This is a genomic window from Pseudomonas sp. FSL W5-0299 (genome assembly GCF_005930655.1).
GTDB lineage: Bacteria > Pseudomonadota > Gammaproteobacteria > Pseudomonadales > Pseudomonadaceae > Aquipseudomonas > Aquipseudomonas mandelii.
In genome coordinates this window covers 662,457-681,671 of record NZ_RXHX01000001.1, presented here as the reverse complement: position 1 = coordinate 681,671, position 19,215 = coordinate 662,457, and the positions used below count along the sequence as shown (strand labels likewise).

General features: G+C 57.0%; 17 protein-coding genes. 11 read left to right on the top strand and 6 right to left on the bottom strand.

The features are described from left to right. Positions 1-83 precede the first annotated feature (83 nt). The 6 genes from FHL16_RS03180 (at position 84) to FHL16_RS03155 (ending at position 7,155) form a co-directional block, all read left to right on the top strand. On the top strand, positions 84-1,502 hold the full coding sequence (locus tag FHL16_RS03180) for an OprD family porin (RefSeq protein ID WP_010463411.1): 1,419 nt from the start codon (positions 84-86) through the stop codon (positions 1,500-1,502). Between the two features lie 78 nt (positions 1,503-1,580). Then, entirely contained in the window at positions 1,581-3,176 is a 1,596-nt protein-coding gene (locus FHL16_RS03175) for an ABC transporter substrate-binding protein (protein WP_077747406.1), read from the top strand. Positions 3,177-3,248: 72 nt separating this feature from the next. Further along, entirely contained in the window at positions 3,249-4,259 is a 1,011-nt protein-coding gene (locus tag FHL16_RS03170; RefSeq protein ID WP_038978933.1) for an ABC transporter permease subunit, read from the top strand. A gap of 7 nt (positions 4,260-4,266) precedes the next feature. Then, entirely contained in the window at positions 4,267-5,196 is a 930-nt protein-coding gene (locus tag FHL16_RS03165; protein WP_371857861.1) for an ABC transporter permease subunit, read from the top strand. Positions 5,197-5,206: 10 nt separating this feature from the next. Beyond that, the gene (locus tag FHL16_RS03160) at positions 5,207-6,175 is read left to right on the top strand and encodes an ABC transporter ATP-binding protein (protein ID WP_010463418.1); all 969 of its coding nucleotides are present in this window, start codon (positions 5,207-5,209) and stop codon (positions 6,173-6,175) included. Then, the gene (locus FHL16_RS03155) at positions 6,175-7,155 is read left to right on the top strand and encodes a peptide ABC transporter ATP-binding protein (protein ID WP_010463420.1); all 981 of its coding nucleotides are present in this window, start codon (positions 6,175-6,177) and stop codon (positions 7,153-7,155) included. The genes FHL16_RS03160 and FHL16_RS03155 overlap by 1 nt, the downstream gene beginning before the upstream one ends. A 177-nt stretch (positions 7,156-7,332) precedes the next feature. Here the strand turns inward: FHL16_RS03155 and FHL16_RS03150 are convergent, their stop codons facing one another. From FHL16_RS03150 to FHL16_RS03135, 4 genes are all read right to left on the bottom strand, one after another. Continuing rightward, on the bottom strand, positions 7,333-7,584 hold the full coding sequence (locus tag FHL16_RS03150; RefSeq protein WP_077747405.1) for a hypothetical protein: 252 nt from the start codon (positions 7,582-7,584) through the stop codon (positions 7,333-7,335). Positions 7,585-7,763: 179 nt separating this feature from the next. Then, complete coding sequence (locus FHL16_RS03145) at positions 7,764-8,948, bottom strand: MFS transporter (protein WP_077747404.1); 1,185 nt, start codon at positions 8,946-8,948, stop codon at positions 7,764-7,766. Next, positions 8,941-9,975 carry a hypothetical protein gene (locus FHL16_RS03140; protein ID WP_238706147.1) on the bottom strand — a complete coding sequence of 345 codons (1,035 nt, stop codon included), beginning with the start codon at positions 9,973-9,975 and terminating at the stop codon, positions 8,941-8,943. The genes FHL16_RS03145 and FHL16_RS03140 overlap by 8 nt, the downstream gene beginning before the upstream one ends. Positions 9,976-9,989: 14 nt before the next feature. Then, positions 9,990-11,375, bottom strand: a complete 1,386-nt coding sequence (locus tag FHL16_RS03135; RefSeq protein WP_077747403.1) for a DUF6002 family protein — start codon at positions 11,373-11,375, stop codon at positions 9,990-9,992. 147 nt (positions 11,376-11,522) lie between these two features. Here FHL16_RS03135 and FHL16_RS03130 point away from each other — a divergent pair, with 147 nt between their 5' ends. Continuing rightward, positions 11,523-11,756 (top strand): hypothetical protein, encoded by a 234-nt coding sequence (locus tag FHL16_RS03130; RefSeq protein ID WP_234452936.1) that lies wholly within the window; start codon positions 11,523-11,525, stop codon positions 11,754-11,756. Here FHL16_RS03130 and FHL16_RS03125 read toward each other — a convergent pair. Beyond that, positions 11,753-13,336: a peptide chain release factor 3 gene (locus FHL16_RS03125; protein ID WP_010463432.1), complete on the bottom strand. Its 1,584-nt coding sequence runs from the start codon at positions 13,334-13,336 to the stop codon at positions 11,753-11,755. The two genes, FHL16_RS03130 and FHL16_RS03125, sit on opposite strands and share 4 nt — an antisense overlap. Positions 13,337-13,700: 364 nt before the next feature. On the opposite strand from FHL16_RS03125, the gene FHL16_RS03120 reads away from it, so the two are divergent. The 4 genes from FHL16_RS03120 to FHL16_RS03105 are packed head-to-tail and all read left to right on the top strand — an operon-like array spanning position 13,701 to position 17,151. Continuing rightward, positions 13,701-14,417, top strand: a complete 717-nt coding sequence (locus FHL16_RS03120; RefSeq protein ID WP_010463434.1) for an ABC transporter permease — start codon at positions 13,701-13,703, stop codon at positions 14,415-14,417. Positions 14,418-14,437: 20 nt separating this feature from the next. Continuing rightward, the gene (locus FHL16_RS03115; protein WP_010463436.1) at positions 14,438-15,331 is read left to right on the top strand and encodes a glycine betaine ABC transporter substrate-binding protein; all 894 of its coding nucleotides are present in this window, start codon (positions 14,438-14,440) and stop codon (positions 15,329-15,331) included. A gap of 12 nt (positions 15,332-15,343) precedes the next feature. Continuing rightward, positions 15,344-15,997 carry an ABC transporter permease gene (locus FHL16_RS03110; protein WP_010463438.1) on the top strand — a complete coding sequence of 218 codons (654 nt, stop codon included), beginning with the start codon at positions 15,344-15,346 and terminating at the stop codon, positions 15,995-15,997. After that, complete coding sequence (locus FHL16_RS03105) at positions 15,994-17,151, top strand: osmoprotectant ABC transporter ATP-binding protein OsmV (protein ID WP_077747401.1); 1,158 nt, start codon at positions 15,994-15,996, stop codon at positions 17,149-17,151. The genes FHL16_RS03110 and FHL16_RS03105 overlap by 4 nt, the downstream gene beginning before the upstream one ends. 61 nt (positions 17,152-17,212) lie before the next feature. Here the strand turns inward: FHL16_RS03105 and FHL16_RS03100 are convergent, their stop codons facing one another. Next, positions 17,213-18,682, bottom strand: coding sequence for a DUF2599 domain-containing protein (locus FHL16_RS03100; RefSeq protein ID WP_238706146.1), 1,470 nt, complete (start codon positions 18,680-18,682; stop codon positions 17,213-17,215). Between the last annotated feature and the right edge of the window lie 533 nt (positions 18,683-19,215).

The following is a 19,215-nucleotide window of genomic DNA, read 5'->3' as shown; positions in this document are numbered from 1 at the left end:
AAGCCTTGTATGAGTTCTAAACCAAATAGCCGGATCACCAAAAAAGACCGGCATTAAAAAAAAGAAAGTAAGGAGCTTCACCCATGAAACTGAGCAGCACCGCGTTATTGGCCCTGGCCATCAGCAGCGTAACCGCCTCGGCTTACGCAGAAACCCAAAGCCAGGCTTTCACCCCGGTTACCGTGAAAGAGAAAAGCGCCCAAAGCGAAGCCACCGGCTTTGTTGAAGGCCAATCGATCACCGGTTCCACGCGTAACTGGTATGCGAATGAGTCGTTCAAGCGGGGCGCGACGCTCAACTATCGTAAAAATGGTGAGACTCGTACGACTGACCGTCGAATCAACTGGGTTCAAGGCACGATCATCAAGTACAACTCGGGCTTCACCGAGGGTACTGTCGGTTTCAGCACCGAAGTGGCGGCGTACAACGCCATTGCTCTGGACCGCGATCGCAAAGACCTCGCATCCGGTAACGGTGGTGCTCCCGAGCCAGGTCGTGGCGGCCGTGGCAACAACCGTACTTTGACTGAAAATGGCGGTGACGCTGTTGATCAGTGGAGCAAACTGGGCCTGGCCAACGTCAAGGCGCGTTTCTCCAATACCACACTGACTGCCGGTCGCCAGAACTTCAGCAGCCCGCAAGTAGATGTCATCGGTAACCGTCCACTGCCTTCGAGCTTCGAGGGTGTCAGTCTGCACAGCGAAGAGTTGGAAAACCTGACTTTCGACATCGCCACCTTTGACCGTAACTCGCCGCGTACCGAACAGAGCCAGCGCAAATTCCGTTCCGAATACGGCGACGGTACCGCTGAAGCCGATCACGTCAACACCGCCGGTATCACCTACACGCCGTTCGCCAGCCTGACCACCAGCCTGTGGGGCACCCAGGCCGAAGACCTGTGGAACCAGTACTACTTCGGCGCCACCCACGTTCTGGGTGACAGCTCGGTACTGAGCCTGACCACCGGCCTGAATTACTACAAAACCGTCGACGAAGGCAAAAAGCTGCTGGGCGAAATCGACAACGACACCTACTCCCTGTCGTTGGGCCTGACTCACCAGGCCCACAGCCTGACCTTCTCGTACCAGGAAGTGAACGGTAACGAGTACTTCGACTACCTGCACGAAACCAACGGCATCTACCTGGCCAACTCCCTGCTGTCGGACTTCAACGGCCCGAACGAGAAATCCTTCCAGATCGCCTACGGCCTGAACATGGCTGAATACGGCATTCCAGGCCTGAAGTTCAACATCTACCAGGCTCGCGGCTGGGGCATCGACGGTACTCACTATGCCGGCGGCGGTTACGACGGCGTGCAGTCGATGGACGGCGAAACCCACTATGAATACGGCATTGGTACTTCGTACGCCGTACAGAGCGGCCCGCTCAAGGCCACGGCTATCCGCGCGACCTACACCGCTCACCGCGCCAGTGATAACCAGGCGGATGGCAGCCTCAACGAGTTCCGTCTCGTGACCACCATCCCGTTCAACATTCTGTAATACACCTGCCGAACGGCTGATTCAGTGACGAATCGGCCGTTCGGCTTTTGTCCTTTAACCGATTGCAGAGGGTTCTTGATGAAAATGCTTCCCCTACGTGCGGCCATTGCAGCCGCGTTGCTGAGTGTCGCTGTTGGCGTCTCGGCCAAACCCCTGGTGGTCTGCACCGAAGCCAGTCCGGAAGGCTTCGACATGGTCCAGTACACGACTGCAGTCACAGCCGATGCGGTGGCCGAAACCATCTTCAATCGTCTGGCCGACTTCAAGCCCGGCACCACTGAAGTGATTCCGGCACTGGCCGACTCCTGGGAGATCAGCGAGGACGGTCTGACCTACACGTTCCACCTGCGTAAAGGCGTCAAGTTTCACACCACCGAATACTTCAAGCCGACCCGCGACATGAACGCCGACGACGTAGTCTGGAGTTTCCAGCGTCAGCTGGACCCGAACCACCCATGGCACAAACTGTCGAGCGTGGGCTTCCCGTACTTTGAAAGCATGGGCTTCAAGGAACTGCTGAAAAGCGTCGAGAAAGTTGACGACAACACCGTCAAATTCACCCTGACCCGTCGCGAAGCGCCGTTCCTGGCGGACGTCGCCATGGCCTTCTCCTCGATCTACTCAGCCGAGTACGCCGACCAGTTGCTCAAGGCCAACAAGACCGGCGACCTGAACAACAAACCGGTCGGCACCGGCCCGTTCGTTTTCCAGCGCTACAACAAAGATGCCCAGGTTCGCTTCAAGGCCAACCCGGACTACTTCCGTGGCAAGCCACCGGCTGATGCGCTGATCCTGGCCATCGCCACCGATAACAACGTGCGCCTGCAAAAACTCAAGGCCAACGAGTGCCAGGTCGCGCTGTATCCGAAACCGGATGACATCCCGAGCATCAAGAAAGACACCAACCTGAAGGTTGATGAGATGAACGCGATGACCGTTTCCTACATCGCCATGAACACCTCGCACAAATACATGAGCGATGTGCGTGTGCGTAAGGCCATCGACATCGCGTTCGACAAGGCGGCTTATGTCAACGCGCTGTTTGGCAAAGGCAACGCAACAGTGGCGGTCAACCCGTACCCGGACACCCTGTTGGGTTACAACCACGAGCTGAAAAACCCGCCACGTGATCTGGACAAGGCTCGTGCCCTGCTCAAGGAAGCGGGCGTGCCGGAGGGCACTGTTTTCACGCTGTTCACCCGTAACGGCGGCGGGCCGACCAACCCGAACCCGATGCTCGGCGCGCAGATGATGCAGGCTGACCTGGCCCAGGTCGGGATCAAGGTCGACATTCGCGTCATGGAATGGGGTGAAATGCTCAAACGCGCCAAAAACGGCGAGCACGACATGGTTTCCGCCGGATGGGCGGGCGACAACGGCGACCCGGACAACTTCCTGACGCCTAATCTGAGTTGCGAAGCCGCCAAGAACGGCGAAAACTACGCGCGCTGGTGCAATGAGAAATTCCAGACCCTGATTGACCAGGCACGGGCTAAAGTGAACCCGGCGGAACGTGCAGCGCTCTACGAGCAAGCCCAGGAGGTTTTCAATCAGGACCAGCCATGGATCAACATGGCGCACACCCGTATGTTTACCGCAATGCGCAACAACGTAGAGGGCTATCACATTAGCCCCCTCACCACTAATAACTTCGCCACCACCCAGGTGAAGTAGATAAGAAACTACCGGCATTCCTGACCCAGGAATGCCGGGCACGCCTAACCGGCTGATGAGGTACCACACAAGATGTTTAGTTTTATTGCCCGCCGATTGGGGTTATTGATCCCCACATTCTTCGGCATCACCTTGCTGACTTTCGCGTTGATTCGCATGATTCCTGGCGACCCCGTGGAAGTGATGATGGGCGAACGTCGGGTCGACCCCGAAATGCACGCTCAGGCAATGGAACGCCTTGGCCTGAACAAACCGCTGTATGCCCAGTACCTGGACTACATCGGCAAGTTGGCCCACGGCGACCTTGGCGAATCCCTGCGTACCCGTGAAAGTGTCTGGACCGAGTTCAGCTCTCTATTCCCCGCGACCCTGGAACTGTCCATGGCCGCGCTGTTGTTCGCCGGCATCCTGGGCCTCCTGGCCGGGGTGATCGCGGCACTCAAGCGAGGATCCCTGTTCGACCATGGGGTGATGGGCATCTCCCTGGCGGGATACTCGATGCCGATCTTCTGGTGGGGCCTGATCCTGATCATGTTCTTCTCGGTATCCCTGGGCTGGACCCCGGTGTCCGGGCGGATCGACCTGCTCTATGACATCGAGCCGCGGACCGGCTTCATGCTGATCGACACGCTGCTGGCCGATGACGTCGGTGCGTTCTTTGATGCCCTGCATCACCTGATCCTGCCGGCCATCGTGCTCGGCACCATCCCGCTGGCGGTGATTGCGCGGATGACCCGTTCGTCGATGCTCGAAGTGCTGCGCGAAGACTACATCCGTACCGCCCGCGCCAAAGGCCTGTCGCCGTCGCGCGTGGTTTTTGTTCACGGCCTGCGCAACGCGCTGATCCCGGTATTGACCGTGGTCGGCCTGCAAGTCGGCACATTGCTGGCCGGTGCGGTTCTGACCGAAACCATCTTCTCCTGGCCCGGCATCGGCAAATGGCTGATCGAAGCCATTGGCGCACGGGACTATCCCGTGGTGCAGAACGGCATCCTGTTAATCGCCTGCCTGGTGATTCTGGTGAACTTCGTCGTGGACGTCCTCTACGGCTTTGCCAACCCACGCATTCGTCACCAGCGCTGAGATCATCATGACCATGACCACTCCAGCTTCAACTCAAAATCAAACGGTAACAGTCGATCAAAGCCTGCTGTACCCGTCCCCTTACAAAGAATTCTGGCAAGCGTTTTCCAAGAACAAAGGCGCCGTTGCCGGCCTGATGTTCATGCTGCTGGTGATTTTCTGCGCGATTTTCGCGCCGTGGGTTGCTCCGCATAACCCGAGCGAGCAATACCGTGACTTCCTGTTGACCCCGCCGTCCTGGCTGGAGGGCGGGCAGATCCAGTTCCTGCTCGGCACCGATGAACTGGGTCGCGACCTGCTGTCGCGCCTGATCAACGGTTCGCGCCTGTCCCTGCTGATCGGCTTGTCGTCGGTGGTGATGTCGCTGATTCCGGGCATCCTTCTGGGCCTGTTCGCCGGCTTCTTCCCGAAACTGCTCGGCCCGACCATCATGCGTCTGATGGACATCATGCTGGCCCTGCCGTCCCTGCTGCTGGCGGTGGCGATTGTCGCCATCCTCGGCCCTGGTCTGATCAACACCATTATTGCCATCGCCGTGGTTTCGTTGCCGTCCTATGTTCGTCTGACCCGCGCTGCGGTGATGGGCGAATTGAACCGCGACTATGTGACCGCCGCGCGTCTGGCCGGTGCCGGTCTGCCACGCCTGATGTTCGTCACCGTGCTGCCCAACTGCATGGCGCCGCTGATCGTTCAGGCCACCCTGAGTTTCTCTTCGGCGATTCTCGATGCCGCGGCACTGGGCTTCCTCGGCCTTGGTGTACAACCGCCAACCCCTGAGTGGGGCACCATGCTGGCTTCGGCTCGCGACTACATCGAACGCGCCTGGTGGGTGGTAAGTCTGCCTGGTTTGACCATTTTGCTCAGCGTGCTGGCAATCAACTTGATGGGCGACGGTCTGCGCGATGCGCTGGACCCGAAACTCAAGAACGCCGCCTGAGGAGATTCAAATGTCACTGTTAGAAATCAAGAATCTCAACGTTCGCTTCGGCGACAAGAACGCGGTTCCGGTGGTCGACGGGCTCGACATTACCGTGGACAAGGGCGAAGTCCTGGCCATCGTTGGCGAGTCGGGTTCCGGTAAATCCGTGACCATGATGGCGCTGATGGGCTTGATCGAGCACCCGGGGATCGTCACCGCCGACGCGCTGAATTTCGACGGCAAGAACATGCTCAAGCTCAGCAACCGTCAGCGTCGGCAAATCGTCGGCAAAGACCTGGCCATGGTCTTCCAGGACCCGATGACCGCGCTGAACCCGAGCTACACCGTCGGCTTCCAGATTGAAGAAGTGCTGCGCCTGCACCTGAAAATGTCCGGCAAGCAGGCCCGCGCACGCGCCATCGAACTGCTGGAAAAAGTGGAAATCCCGGGCGCCGCCAGTCGTATGGACGCCTACCCGCATCAGCTTTCCGGCGGTATGAGCCAGCGTGTTGCGATCGCCATGGCGATTGCCGGCGAACCGAAACTGCTGATCGCCGACGAACCGACCACGGCATTGGACGTAACGATCCAGGCACAGATCATGGACCTGCTGCTGGCGTTGCAGAAAGAGCAGAACATGGGCCTGGTGCTGATCACGCACGACCTCGCGGTCGTGGCCGAAACCGCTCAGCGTGTGTGCGTGATGTACGCCGGCCAGGCGGTTGAAGTGGGTCAGGTTCCTCAGTTGTTCGACATTCCGGCACACCCTTACAGCGAAGCGCTGCTCAAGGCGATTCCGGAGCACAGCCTGGGTGCCACGCGCCTGGCCACGTTGCCGGGCATTGTTCCCGGTCGCTATGACCGTCCGCAGGGTTGCCTGCTGTCGCCACGCTGCCCGTATGTGCAAGACAGCTGCCGCGCCCAGCGTCCAGCCCTGGACCCGAAAAGCAACAGCCTCGCCCGCTGCTTCTACCCGCTGAATCAGGAGGTGGCGTAATGGCCGTCGTACTTACCGCCCGCGACCTGACCCGTCACTACGAAGTGTCCCGTGGCCTGTTCAAGGGCCATGCGACCGTGCGCGCCCTGAACGGTGTGTCGTTCGAACTGGAAGCCGGCAAGACCCTCGCCGTTGTAGGTGAGTCGGGCTGCGGCAAATCCACCCTGGCCCGCGCCCTGACGCTGATCGAAGAGCCCTCCTCCGGCTCCTTGAAAATCGCCGGGCAGGAAGTCGCCGGCGCCGACAAGGCTCAGCGCAAACAACTGCGCAAAGACGTGCAGATGGTGTTCCAGAGCCCTTACGCCTCGTTGAACCCTCGGCAGAAAGTCGGTGATCAACTCGCCGAGCCGCTGCTGATCAACACCAGCCTGAGCGCCTCGGAACGTCGCGAGAAAGTACAGGCGATGATGAAGCAGGTAGGCTTGCGTCCTGAGCACTATCAGCGTTATCCGCACATGTTCTCCGGCGGTCAGCGCCAGCGGATCGCCCTCGCTCGCGCGATGATGCTGCAACCGAAAGTGCTGGTCGCGGACGAACCGACCTCGGCGCTGGACGTATCGATTCAGGCGCAGGTGCTCAACCTGTTCATGGATTTGCAGCAAGAGTTCAACACCGCCTACGTGTTCATCTCCCACAACCTGGCGGTGGTTCAACACGTCGCCGATGACGTGATGGTGATGTACCTCGGCCGCCCGGTGGAAATGGGTCCGAAGAACGACATCTACGAGCGTCCTCTGCACCCGTACACCCAGGCGCTGCTGTCGGCCACCCCGACCATTCACCCGGACCCGAACAAGCCGAAGATCAAGATCGTCGGCGAACTGCCCAACCCGCTGAACCCACCGTCCGGCTGCGCATTCCACAAGCGCTGCCCTTACGCGACCGAGCGCTGCAGCACCGAAGAGCCGGCCCTGCGCCTGCTCGACAGCCGTCAGGTGGCTTGCCACTACGCCGAGCAGTTCCTCGACGGCGCGGCATAAAAAAATGTGGGAGCGAGCCTGCTCGCGAAGGCGTTAACCCGGTCAACATCAATGTCGACTGACACGCCGCTTTCGCGAGCAGGCTCGCTCCCACAGCAATAGGTGAGCTGTTCAATAACCCCTTCTGCCCCGGCTGCGCATCAGCCGGGACAGAAGGGGTTTTCATTTGCCTGCGGTTTATGTCTGGCTGTCGCCTTCATCATCGCTGTCCGGTTCATCAGTGGTCGAATCATCGTCGTCCGCACTGCCGCCCTGCCCTTGGTCGCCTGGCTCCGACTCGGACGCGGCGATCATCAGCCCAGTGTGCGTCACCTGCCCACTCGAAGCCTGCTCACGATGGTCCGGGCATTCCGCCCAGGCCGCTGACATGCCAACCAACAGCAGTACCCAAACTTTCAGCAACAACACAATGCGTTGAAAAATGCTCATGGCTGATTCCATCCTTATCGCAGGTGAAACGTGGTGGCCCGACGGCACTGGTAGACATCCGGTCCCGATGGGGCGGGTTGGGTTCTCCAGATAGGACTCTAACGATGCGCGGGAAATGCAGTGGGTGGGGAGAACGGATTTGAATAATGCCTATAACCAGATCAGCTAAATTACGCGAGCTATCTGCGAGTTGCCTGGCAAACCAGTGGCATGGACAAGATCGCCAAGGCCGCACACCCAAGCCAGACACTATGCCCACCAAAGTGGCCATAAAGGTGGCCTCCAAGCGTCGGAGAAAGCAGCACACTCGCGCTCCAACACATTGAGAAAAGACCAAAGTAGTGCCCGCTTTTTCCCGCTTGTGCGCGCTTCATGACCATCACGTTCAAAGTAGGCATGAAGAGAATTTCGCCAAGCGTCCAGATAGCGGTCGAGAGGCAGAGATAAAACACACCGGCGCCCAAGGGCAACATGCCAAGCCCGCAGGCCAGCAAAATGCTGCCTGCCAGCAGCCGCCAGCGTGCGCTCCATTGCTCGCTCCAATGAGATATCGGGATTTGCAGTACCACCACCAGCACTGCGTTGAGCGCAAATTGCCAACCAATGACTTCAGCACCCAACCGATAGTAATCAAGTAAATAGTTGCCCAACATGCTGTAGACCGGCTCAAAGGCAAGACCGAGCAAGACTGAGGCCCCCAACAGCCAGAGGAAAGGCTTGTCGCGATACGGTACGCAAGAACCTGAAGCCCCCTCAGAGTCCTCATCCTGCCTCAGAATATCTCGCTGATGTGTCGCCCGAACAAACCAGACCAAGGCCAGCAGAGACATGGCGGCACTGAGAAAAAATACCCAACGAAAATCCGTCTGCGCCAGGACGCCACCCACCACTCCGGCAACTGCCATGCCCAAATTGCTGGCAACACGGTTCAATGACTGCGAGCGAGTCCGCTGTGCAACCTCGCAATACTCCATGATCAACCGCTGATGAAGGGTGCGAATCGCACCATCAAGTACCCCGCTGAACAGAAGCAGACCTGCCAACAAAAGCACATCTGTAACCAGTCCCAACAAGACCAAAATCCACGCTGAAACAAAAAACAGCGCGGCAGTGAGTCGAGCCGTCGGGAAATGCTCACTCAGCAGTCCTCCCCCCATCGACCCTATCAACAAGCCGGCTCCGTACCCGGACAACAACCATCCAACGGTTTCAATCGGCAACGCCAACGCCTGACGCAGGTACAACGCCATGAACAGCTTCACCATGGCGCTCAAACGGCTGATAAAAATCAACGCAGCAAGCACCCAGGCCATTGGGCAGAAATAGCCACTGAGCCGAATCGGGTAAATGTACCGATCAGTCATCCCATTGATCCAGGTTGCGCCTTACTTCGCTTTGGATGCCCTTTGAAGCGAAAGGAATATCCGAGCGAACCTCATGCTCTGCATCAAAAAAATATTGCGCTTGTAACCGCCCCTCGGCATCCAGACCCAGTAAAGGGTTATTGATCAGAAAGTGTCTGGTGGACACACAAAGCGCCCTTGCCCGAATCAACAACCGCCATTGACCGAATGCGTTTTCAGGAACAACTGCCGTCGTCCCAAAGCGTTTCTTGTACTGGAATGTTCCTTTGCTCAGAAATGGCTCGCAGCCCTGGAAGTCGACACAATCAATCGCTGGATGGTCGGATGCCCACTCAAGGATCGCGTGGTAGACATAATTCTGCGCTCCATTGGCCCGGTAGACGGCGGCTCCCTCCTTCACTCCGATCAACCGCGCATTCAAGGTGCGTGTCGATTCATTAATCTGGGAAATACTGCCCGCCACCCACTCACCCTTTAAATGAACTCGAAACAAAACGCCTTGTTTAAATAAGTCGAGATAAGCCGCTTGCTCCGGCACGCTTCGCGCAAAACACCCGTAACGGGCGCTCATTGTCGGGACGTGCATCGACCGATAGAACGCAAAGAAGTCTTTATCTTCAAACGACACATCGAAATCAAAACCTTGTCCGGCCAATAGAGTGCGACGCTTGTTTTCTCGATGGGAGAATTGGCTCAGTACCTGCTGCCATCCAGCTGAAACATCAACTTGCTGGTGAATCCTGCTCACGCCGACAATATCGCCAGGCTGCCGGTATTGCTGAATGACCTCCAAGGGAGCCATCAACAAGTACAAGTCGGTTTGATCCTGCTTTATGAAACCCTCAAGCTGGTGCCACTCCAGAGTTCCTTCCTGCTCTATATACGACTTCTCATAAAAACACTGCGCCACAAACGGTGCGATATAAACCAAACCTTCCGCCACTCCTGCATAAACCAGGCATGCCGATTCTCCAGCTCTGGAGTCGCCCCGATAAACGCGAAAATGGCAGAGCGCTTTGCTGATCATGTGAGGATCAAAGCTCATGGATTACAAGGGCTGCGAAGGATCTCCATCATCTCTTCAGCACTATCAATAAAAGACAAACCCTCTGTGGGAATGCCTTCAAAATCCCGCCCGCAATAGGTGCCCGACGCGTGGATGGTGCAACCGTCCATACCCTCAAGTAGATGTCGATCAATTGCATTCAGGCAACCTGTCATGGCCATCACCAATGACCACTCTTTCAGATCACGAGGATCGGCTGGCAAGCTGACGGGCGTATTCGCGAGAAATTGAGCGCATTCACTGTAGCGCTGCATGCACTCATGAAGCGAAACGACTATCCCCGAGCCGCCATTGGCCCTGACCCGCGCAGTCATTTCCACTGCGGTAGGTGGCAGGTGTGTATAAAAAGTGTGTTCGAGTACTTCGTCTGGACTCCATGTTGTGGCAGGAAAGTGCGCAGACTCCGACTGCACCCATAAACCGTCGGCCCCCTGCTTATAGCGTGGAGCAGAAGCACCCTCAAAATTTCCGTCGAGCAAGTGCAGAACCATGTCGCTGGTTGCAAGATGTTGAACCAACAAAAATGACGGAGTGGAAACCTGTGTCCCGTGACGCTTCATCACATCCACACCTGAGCAATATCCCAGAAGACCATAAGCACTCGACACAGCATGCACATGCACGGTCTTGCGGTCAGTGTCCCAGGCGTCACCATACTCAAAATCAAAAAAAGCCCGGGCTTGATCAGAAAACCGGTAGTTCTCGAGCCGGAGGGAATGCCACAACTTCGAATCACCCAATGGACGACGATTGAAGAGATCCTTGAACTGTTGTCCAACAACCTTTACTGCTTCCGGCGACTCAGTATCCAGCACGAACACAGGATTCAAAGCACGCAATCGAGGATCGTCGTAAAGTTCGGATCTACGCAACTTTTCAGTCGTCAGGGCAGGCGTCAGCGTGACAATGCGTAACTGCTCTGGGTGGACCAGCTTGTTTTTAATTGCCCGTAGAACCGCATCACGTAGAGCGATGGCTTTGTTTCCGGATGAGGGGGAAAACAACACAATACTGTCGCCGGTATCCTGAATATGGCGAATGGCGCGCGCAACGATCAGCGTCGAGGCAAAGGTCTTTGTGGTTTGAGTATTTGCGTTTTGCCTCAGGTCGAACAAACGCAACGGCATACCTCGGTAACGGCCCATCTCAAAAAATTGCGCAGTGGCGACAGAAAGGAAGGCCTGCATTCGCGGCTCCATTTCGGGCAGCTTCATGGAAGGCTCAAAAGCGTCGTCACGGATGCTGACTTCGAAACAGGGAGCACTGCTGACGATCAGATCGTAGTAACGTTCGATGACAGAAATGGGAGTCAGAGGTCGTTGGGTTGTCAGTGCAGCCGCATCGGTTTTCATTACGTCCATTTGTCTTGTGCTCCTGCTCGTGGAAAGTCGCTACTTGCGAAATGTCCACCGAAAGCTAGACGTCAACGACTTCCATGTCTCGCGTAAAAGACTAGAGAAGTAAAAAGCAGAGCCCAGCTACAGAACTCCGTAAAAACGCCTACAGAAATGCCTGACGTACGCGTACTGACTCATCGCTTGATGATGTTCGCCCGCCTTGCGGAATTTCACGTCCGGCCAGCACTCGCGAAAGACGTCAACGAGAATGCGGGCCGCCTGATAACCCGTGGCGTCCTGACCACCATCGCGAGCCGGCTCGCCCCCACAGGGAATTGTGTCGGGCATGAAAAAGCCCCGGCGCTTTCGCGACCGGGGCTTTTGATTTTGCAACTCAGCGTTTAATGATGCTCACGCGTCGCACGGAATTTCACGTCCGGCCAGCGCTCTTCCATCAACGCCAGGTTGACCCGGGTCGGCGCCAGGTACGTCAGGTGACCACCGCCATCGACCGCCAGGTTTTCCACGGCCTTGACCCGGAACTCCTCGAATTTCTTCTTATCGTCGCAATCGATCCAGCGAGCGGAATAGACGGTGATCGGCTCGTAAGAGCACTCGACCTTGTATTCCTCTTTCAAGCGGCTGGCCACCACATCGAACTGCAGCACACCGACGGCGCCGAGGATGATGTCGTTGCTGCGCTCGGGGAAGAACACTTGGGTGGCGCCCTCTTCTGCCAATTGCTGCAAGCCTTGACGCAGTTGCTTGGATTTCAGCGGATCACGCAGGCGCACGCGACGGAACAGTTCCGGGGCGAAGTGCGGGATACCGGTGAAGCTCAGGGCTTCGCCTTCGGTGAAGGTGTCGCCGATCTGGATGGTGCCGTGGTTGTGCAGGCCGATGATATCGCCGGCAAACGCTTCTTCCAGTTGCTCGCGCTCGGAGGAGAAGAAGGTCAGCGCGTCGCCGATCCGCACGTCCTTGCCGGTGCGCACGTGGCGCATCTTCATGCCTTTTTCGTACTTGCCGGAGCAGATACGCATGAAGGCGATACGGTCGCGGTGTTTAGGGTCCATGTTCGCCTGGATCTTGAACACGAAGCCGGTGAATTTCTCTTCGACTGGCTCGACGGTACGCTCGTTGGCAACACGGGCCAACGGTTTCGGCGCCCAGTTGACCACGGCATCGAGCACGTGATCGACACCGAAGTTGCCCAGGGCAGTACCGAAGAACACCGGCGTCAGCTGACCGTCGAGGAATTCCTGTTGATTGAATTCGTGACAGGCGCCCTGCACCAGTTCCAGCTGATCGACAAAGCGATCGTATTCATCGCCCAAGTGCGCGCGAGCTTCGTCGGAGTCGAGCTTCTCGATAATTTTGACATCGGTGCGCTCGTGGCCGTGGCCCGCGGTGTACACGATGATGTAATCGTCGGCGAGGTGATAAACGCCCTTGAAGTCACGGTAGCAACCGATCGGCCAGGTGATCGGCGCCGCCTTGATCTTCAGGACCGCTTCGATTTCGTCTAGCAGTTCGATCGGGTCACGGATGTCACGGTCGAGTTTGTTGATGAAGCTGACGATCGGCGTGTCACGCAGACGGCAGACGTCCATCAGCGCGATGGTCCGAGGCTCTACACCCTTACCGCCGTCGAGGACCATCAAGGCCGAGTCCACCGCCGTCAGGGTGCGGTAGGTATCTTCGGAGAAGTCTTCGTGGCCCGGGGTGTCGAGCAGGTTGATCATGTGGTCGCGATATGGGAACTGCATGACCGACGTGGTAATCGAGATACCACGCTGCTTTTCCATTTCCATCCAGTCGGAGGTGGCATGGCGGTCGGATTTACGGGATTTCACCGTGCCCGCAATCGCAATCGCCTTGCCCATCAGCAAGAGCTTCTCGGTGATGGTGGTTTTACCGGCATCGGGGTGGGAAATAATGGCGAAAGTGCGGCGTTTCGCGACTTCGGCGGCCTGTTTGGTCATGGGAAATCGCCTGGCAGGTGATTCAAAAAAGGGCGGCGAGTATAGCGCAAACCGACCGTCACGGACCACCGTTCGCCCTCTCGCCCATGGCGATCGACAGGTCCAAAGGGAGATCAAGGGTGGCTAATTGCTGCTAATTATGGAACCTTTTAAAAGGTGCAGACGTCCACTCCCCTGTTACAGCTCTCGTAGCAGGGTTTGAAAAACCTGCAAGTTAGCCTGACGAGGCTGCGCTTATGGCTCGATCTCATGCGGTTGCATCAGCATGAAGAGCTGCTTCTCGCGAACGTTGTTTTTCCCGGCAGCCAGGAATGGCATGCCACACGGGACTGCGTTCGCCGACAAAGAAAAAAGGAGTCCGCCTGTGGCTATTCGCTATGGCAAGGGGCTGATAGGAGGTGCGGTTGTCGTCGCTCTCCTGGCCCTGCTGGTCCACTGGATTGGCATCAACACGATCGAACATTACCGCGACGATTTGTTGTTTTACCTGCAAGCTCACTTGATCCTCGTCCTTGTCTCCATGCTGGCCGCCCTCGTTGTGGGCATCCCCGCCGGTATCTTCCTCAGCCGCCCGAGCATGGTGGGCCGCGCTGAACGCTTCATGCAGATCTTCAACATCGGCAACACCGTGCCGCCTCTTGCCGTACTGGCCATCGCCCTGGGGATCCTCGGCATCGGCAGCGGCCCCGCGATCTTCGCGCTGTTCCTCGCCTCGCTGTTGCCGATTGTGCGCAACACCTATGAAGGCCTGAAAAACGTTCAGGGTTCCCTCAAGGAAGCGGCCGTCGGCATCGGCATGACACCGACGCAAGTGCTGTGGCGGGTCGAACTGCCGAACGCTGTACCGATCATCATCGGCGGCGTGCGCGTGGCCTTGGCGATCAACGTCGGGACGGCACCGCTGGCGTTCCTGATCGGCGCCAACAGCCTGGGCAGCCTGATTTTCCCTGGCATCGCCTTGAACAATCAGCCGCAACTGCTGCTCGGCGCGGCCTGCACCGCCCTGCTGGCCTTGCTGCTCGACGGCCTGGTGACACTCGCCAGCCGCCTCTGGCTCGAACGCGGCTTGCGCCCGTCTTAAGCCTCGGCAAAGGAAATCTCATGAAAAAAATATGCTTGTTTCTAGGCTGCGCCCTGCTGTTCGCAGGAATCGCCCAAGCCGCAGAAAAACCGGTCATCCGCATCGGCGCCCGGGTGTTCACCGAACAAACCCTGCTGGCGGAAATCACCTCCCAATACCTGCGCACCAAGGGTTACGACACTCAGGTGACCGGCGGTCTGGGCAGCAACCTGGCCCGTAGCGCCCACGAAAGTGGTCAGCTGGATTTGATGTGGGAATACACCGGCGTCTCGCTGGTGGCTTACAACCACATCACCGAGAAGCTCGACAGTGCGCAGTCCTACGCCAAGGTGAAGGAACTCGACGCGAAAAAAGGCCTGATCTGGCTGACTCCGTCGAAATTCAGCAACACCTACGCCCTGGCCCTGCCGGAAACCACCGCGAAGGCTTACCCGCAGATCAACACCATCAGCGAGCTGAACACGGTGCTGCAGGCTGAGGCCAAGACCAATCATCTGGTGGCGCTGGATACCGAGTTCGCCAACCGTTCCGACGGTCTGGACGGCATGGTCGATCTCTACGGCATGAACCTGTCCCGCAAGAACATTCGGCAGATGGATGCCGGTTTGGTCTACACCGCCCTGCGCAATGGCCAGGTGTTTGCCGGTCTGGTCTACACCACCGACGGTCGCTTGAACGCCTTCAAGCTCAAACTGCTCGAAGACGACAAGCACTACTTCCCGGACTACACCGCCGCGCCAGTTGTGCGTCAGGACTACCTCGACGCCCATCCAAAACTGGCGGAAGAAATAAAGCCGCTGGCTGAACTGTTCGACGACGCCACCATGCGCCAGCTCAACGCGCGGGTCGATGTCGATCACGAAAGCCCTTCATCCGTTGCCGCAGACTTTCTGCGCCAGCATCCCTTGAACTGAGGAGGAAAAGACATGGAATTTCTGAACGCCTTTTCCCATCTTGACTGGCCGCTGGTGCTGCACCTGACCTGGCAGCACATCACCCTGGTCGGCATCGCCGTGACATTGGCGATCCTCGTGGGCGTGCCGTTGGGCGTGCTGATGACGCGCTTCCCGACCCTCGCCGGCCCGCTGCAAGCCAGCGCCACGGTGCTGCTGACCGTGCCGTCGATTGCGCTGTTTGGCCTGTTGCTGCCGTTCTACTCGAAATTCGGCCAGGGCCTCGGTCCGATGCCGGCAATCACGGCGGTGTTTTTGTACTCGCTGCTGCCGATCATGCGTAACACCTACCTGGCGCTGACCGGCGTCGAACCGGGCATTCGCGAAGCCGCTCGCGGCATCGGCATGACCTTCGGCCAGCGCCTGCGCATGGTCGAACTGCCCATCGCCGTGCCGGTAATTCTGGCCGGTGTGCGCACCGCCGTGGTCATGAACATTGGTGTCATGACCATCGCCGCGACCATCGGTGCCGGTGGCCTCGGTGTACTTATTCTCGCTTCAATCAGCCGCAGCGATATGTCGATGCTGATCGTCGGCGCCGTGCTGGTCAGTCTCCTGGCCATCTTCGCCGACCTGCTTCTGCAATGGCTGCAACGCACGCTGACTCCAAAAGGACTGCTCAAATGATCGAACTTCAAAACCTCAGCAAGACCTTCCAAAGCAACGGCAAAGATGTGAAAGCCGTGGACTCGGTGAGCCTGACCGTCAATGAAGGCGAAATCTGCGTATTCCTCGGGCCATCGGGCTGCGGCAAAAGCACCACGCTGAAGATGATCAACCGCTTGATCAAGCCGACCTCGGGCAAGATCCTGATCAACGGCGAAGACACCACCGACCTCGACGCCGTGACCTTGCGCCGTAACATCGGTTATGTGATCCAGCAGATCGGCCTGTTCCCGAACATGACCATCGAGGAAAACATCACCATCGTTCCGCGCCTGTTGGGCTGGGACAAACAGAAATGCCACGACCGCGCCCGCGAGTTGATGAGCATGATCAAGCTGGAACCCAAGCAGTACCTGAATCGCTACCCGCGTGAGTTGTCCGGCGGTCAGCAGCAGCGGATCGGTGTGATTCGGGCACTGGCGGCCGACGCGCCGTTGTTGCTGATGGACGAACCCTTCGGCGCGGTCGACCCGATCAATCGCGAGATGATCCAGAACGAGTTCTTCGAGATGCAACGGGCGCTGAACAAGACTGTGATCATGGTCAGCCACGACATCGACGAAGCGATCAAGCTGGGCGACAAGATTGCAATCTTCCGCGCTGGCAAGCTGCTGCAGATCGATCACCCGGACACGCTGCTGGCGCACCCGGCGGATGACTTTGTCAGCAACTTCGTCGGCCAGGACAGCACCCTCAAGCGTCTGTTGCTGGTGAAAGCCGAAGACGCGGCGGACAACGCGCCGTCGGTCAGCCCGGAAACCCCGGTGGCCGAAGCCCTGGAGTTGATGGACGAACTGGACCGTCGCTATGTCGTGGTCACCTGTGCTGACAACAAGGCACTGGGCTATGTGCGTCGTCGCGATCTGCACCGTCAAACCGGGACTTGCGCGCAATACCTGCGCGAGTTCAACGCCACGGCGGCGTTTGACGAGCATTTGCGCATCCTGCTGTCGCGTATGTACGAGTTCAACCGCTCGTGGTTGCCGGTGATGGATGCGGAGCGGGTGTTCCTGGGGGAAGTGACTCAGGAATCGATTGCCGAGTACCTGAGTTCCGGCAAGTCCCGTGGGGGCAAGACCAGCATCGTTTCGCCGGCCGAGACTGCGCTGGCCTGACCCTAATCTGTCGCCGCCTGTTTGATAACCAGGCGGCGATATGGACGCCGCTTTCAACGTCTTAGTGAGGGTTGCATTTATTGTCACCCTGCAGCTCCATTATTACCTCATGAGCGACGTACGGGCGACGCGGTTCAAGGCTCCAGGTCGCCTTGTTCGCGGCGATGTCAGGGGAATCAAGATGACAGGCGAGTTGACGGCGCATGGTGCTGCCGATGTGATCGAAATTCCATTCCTTACTGGAATTGTTAGCCGCCAGATTGGCTAATTCCGCAAATACCACATTTGTTTTCCCCACTCCGGCTTTCCTTCCGCACTCGGTTGGTGTCACCGTCAGTGATGAGATGGTTCCCAGCACTGGCTCTTTGTAGTCGTCAATCCACACAGCCTTCTCGATGTATTTGTCACAGGACCGATTGTCGACCGGCGGTGCAACGACCTGATCGCCCGGGTAATAGGCAAATTTGGCATCCTCGACGATCGTGCGCGGCATTTGTACTTTTATGACTGGTTTCCAGCCGCCTTTACCAGATGGAATCTCCTCGTTCCATCTACGCTGGTCATCCTGAGCGAGCGCGCGACCCGCGAAGCTTTTGCCATTCGTCTCAACGAAGTCGATGCCACCGATATACGTAAATGCTGCGATAGGCAGTGCCTTAAATACCTGATTTGCAACTGTCGCCGGGTTTGTATCATCTGGGTCGGGAGAATCAAAATGGGTCCTGCTGAGGTTCCAGTCTCTTTTCCAAAAATTATCGTCAGGCCAAACGCGCAGTCGCAACTCCGTTTGAGTGGTTTGAGCTCTGATTTTTTCTTCAGGATCATGGGCTATCAATTTCCGCCCTTCAATAAAGGCATTAAAAGCATCCGCCTTATTGAACGTTCCAAAATAATCTGCGGTCGTATCGAACCCACATTGAAATCGATGAGCCTTGATAGGATCCGGATCCTTGGTCTGACGATCAAAATAAGCCATCCAGCCCGAGGCGCTACTGATCTTAAGCTTTTGACAATAATCCTCTTGAACACCAACGGTATTATTGATGTCGCCATCCTGAAAATAATCACCACAACCGTTATTGTTTCGATTATAAGTCCAGGCATCAATAGGAAACGCACAAAGCACTGTGACTTTGAATTGGTCATTTTCATTTATAAAATCATTAGGTATCAAAGCAAAACCATTAAACTTAAGCAAACCCAAACCATCGTATTCCGCGTCCTTGCGCAGATAGGAAGCAGACACGCCTCCATTGGAAACAACACCGTTGCCACCCGCCTCAGCGTTATGCGAGTTCGGACCAGCATTCCATGGACGGAATACTTTTTTGCTGTCCGTCCCCCGAAGAATCAATCCGGAACAGTCAGATGCAAGCCTTCCGCTGCCACAATCCCTGGCGGTGAGACGATACCAATACTCCATCAGCGTTGCCGTATCTGTGCCGGGACTTGCTTGCAAGAGAGGAGAGCCAGCGGCAACTCCTACCATCAAAGTGACGCGCGCCGCTTTTAACAATACATTATTAAACACATTAGTCTCCCATTGCGTTATTTAGGAAAACGCAAGACACGTGCGAAATCCGACACACTAAAACGCGCAGGGAAGTACTCACCCTAATAATGGCAATGCATCTATGACCGTACGAGCGAATTCCATTCGACCGAAATTTTCAACTCACTTTCGATCTCGAGTATCGGATAGATGAGGAGAGCGATCTACTGACACAAATAACAGGTTACAGTAGTTTTTAATATCATTTTCGAAACATCCGGAAAGTTTAGATTACCTTTTCGACTATAGAGAGATATTCAAACGATCATTACTTATGCGGTGCTCAATTTGTTTCCGTGGAGGGGATCCGCATGAAGATAACTCAACAATTAGAGAGTTACCGGTGTTTGGGCAAGTACCTAAGGGTCGGCCAACCCTGCTGTCGCCGGATCTAGTGCCTTCGCGAGCAGAATCGTGATGGCGCACCACAAATCCCGCTGCCCTCCCTCAAATTTCCCTACCAAGGGAACATCACACTGTCATGCAGGTCGGTTACATCAGTAGCTATCCAG

Excerpts from the sequence above, each read along its gene's own strand:
- FHL16_RS03180 (WP_010463411.1), top strand. The coding sequence starts at position 84 with ATGAAACTGAGCAGCACCGCGTTATTGGCCCTGGCCATCAGCAGCGTA.
- FHL16_RS03175 (WP_077747406.1), top strand. The coding sequence starts at position 1,581 with ATGAAAATGCTTCCCCTACGTGCGGCCATTGCAGCCGCGTTGCTGAGT.
- FHL16_RS03170 (WP_038978933.1), top strand. The coding sequence starts at position 3,249 with ATGTTTAGTTTTATTGCCCGCCGATTGGGGTTATTGATCCCCACATTC.
- FHL16_RS03165 (WP_371857861.1), top strand. The coding sequence starts at position 4,267 with ATGACCATGACCACTCCAGCTTCAACTCAAAATCAAACGGTAACAGTC.
- FHL16_RS03160 (WP_010463418.1), top strand. The coding sequence starts at position 5,207 with ATGTCACTGTTAGAAATCAAGAATCTCAACGTTCGCTTCGGCGACAAG.
- FHL16_RS03155 (WP_010463420.1), top strand. The coding sequence starts at position 6,175 with ATGGCCGTCGTACTTACCGCCCGCGACCTGACCCGTCACTACGAAGTG.
- FHL16_RS03150 (WP_077747405.1), bottom strand. The coding sequence starts at position 7,584 with ATGAGCATTTTTCAACGCATTGTGTTGTTGCTGAAAGTTTGGGTACTG.
- FHL16_RS03145 (WP_077747404.1), bottom strand. The coding sequence starts at position 8,948 with ATGACTGATCGGTACATTTACCCGATTCGGCTCAGTGGCTATTTCTGC.
- FHL16_RS03140 (WP_238706147.1), bottom strand. The coding sequence starts at position 9,975 with ATGATCAGCAAAGCGCTCTGCCATTTTCGCGTTTATCGGGGCGACTCC.
- FHL16_RS03135 (WP_077747403.1), bottom strand. The coding sequence starts at position 11,375 with ATGGACGTAATGAAAACCGATGCGGCTGCACTGACAACCCAACGACCT.
- FHL16_RS03130 (WP_234452936.1), top strand. The coding sequence starts at position 11,523 with ATGCCTGACGTACGCGTACTGACTCATCGCTTGATGATGTTCGCCCGC.
- FHL16_RS03125 (WP_010463432.1), bottom strand. The coding sequence starts at position 13,336 with ATGACCAAACAGGCCGCCGAAGTCGCGAAACGCCGCACTTTCGCCATT.
- FHL16_RS03115 (WP_010463436.1), top strand. The coding sequence starts at position 14,438 with ATGAAAAAAATATGCTTGTTTCTAGGCTGCGCCCTGCTGTTCGCAGGA.
- FHL16_RS03110 (WP_010463438.1), top strand. The coding sequence starts at position 15,344 with ATGGAATTTCTGAACGCCTTTTCCCATCTTGACTGGCCGCTGGTGCTG.
- FHL16_RS03105 (WP_077747401.1), top strand. The coding sequence starts at position 15,994 with ATGATCGAACTTCAAAACCTCAGCAAGACCTTCCAAAGCAACGGCAAA.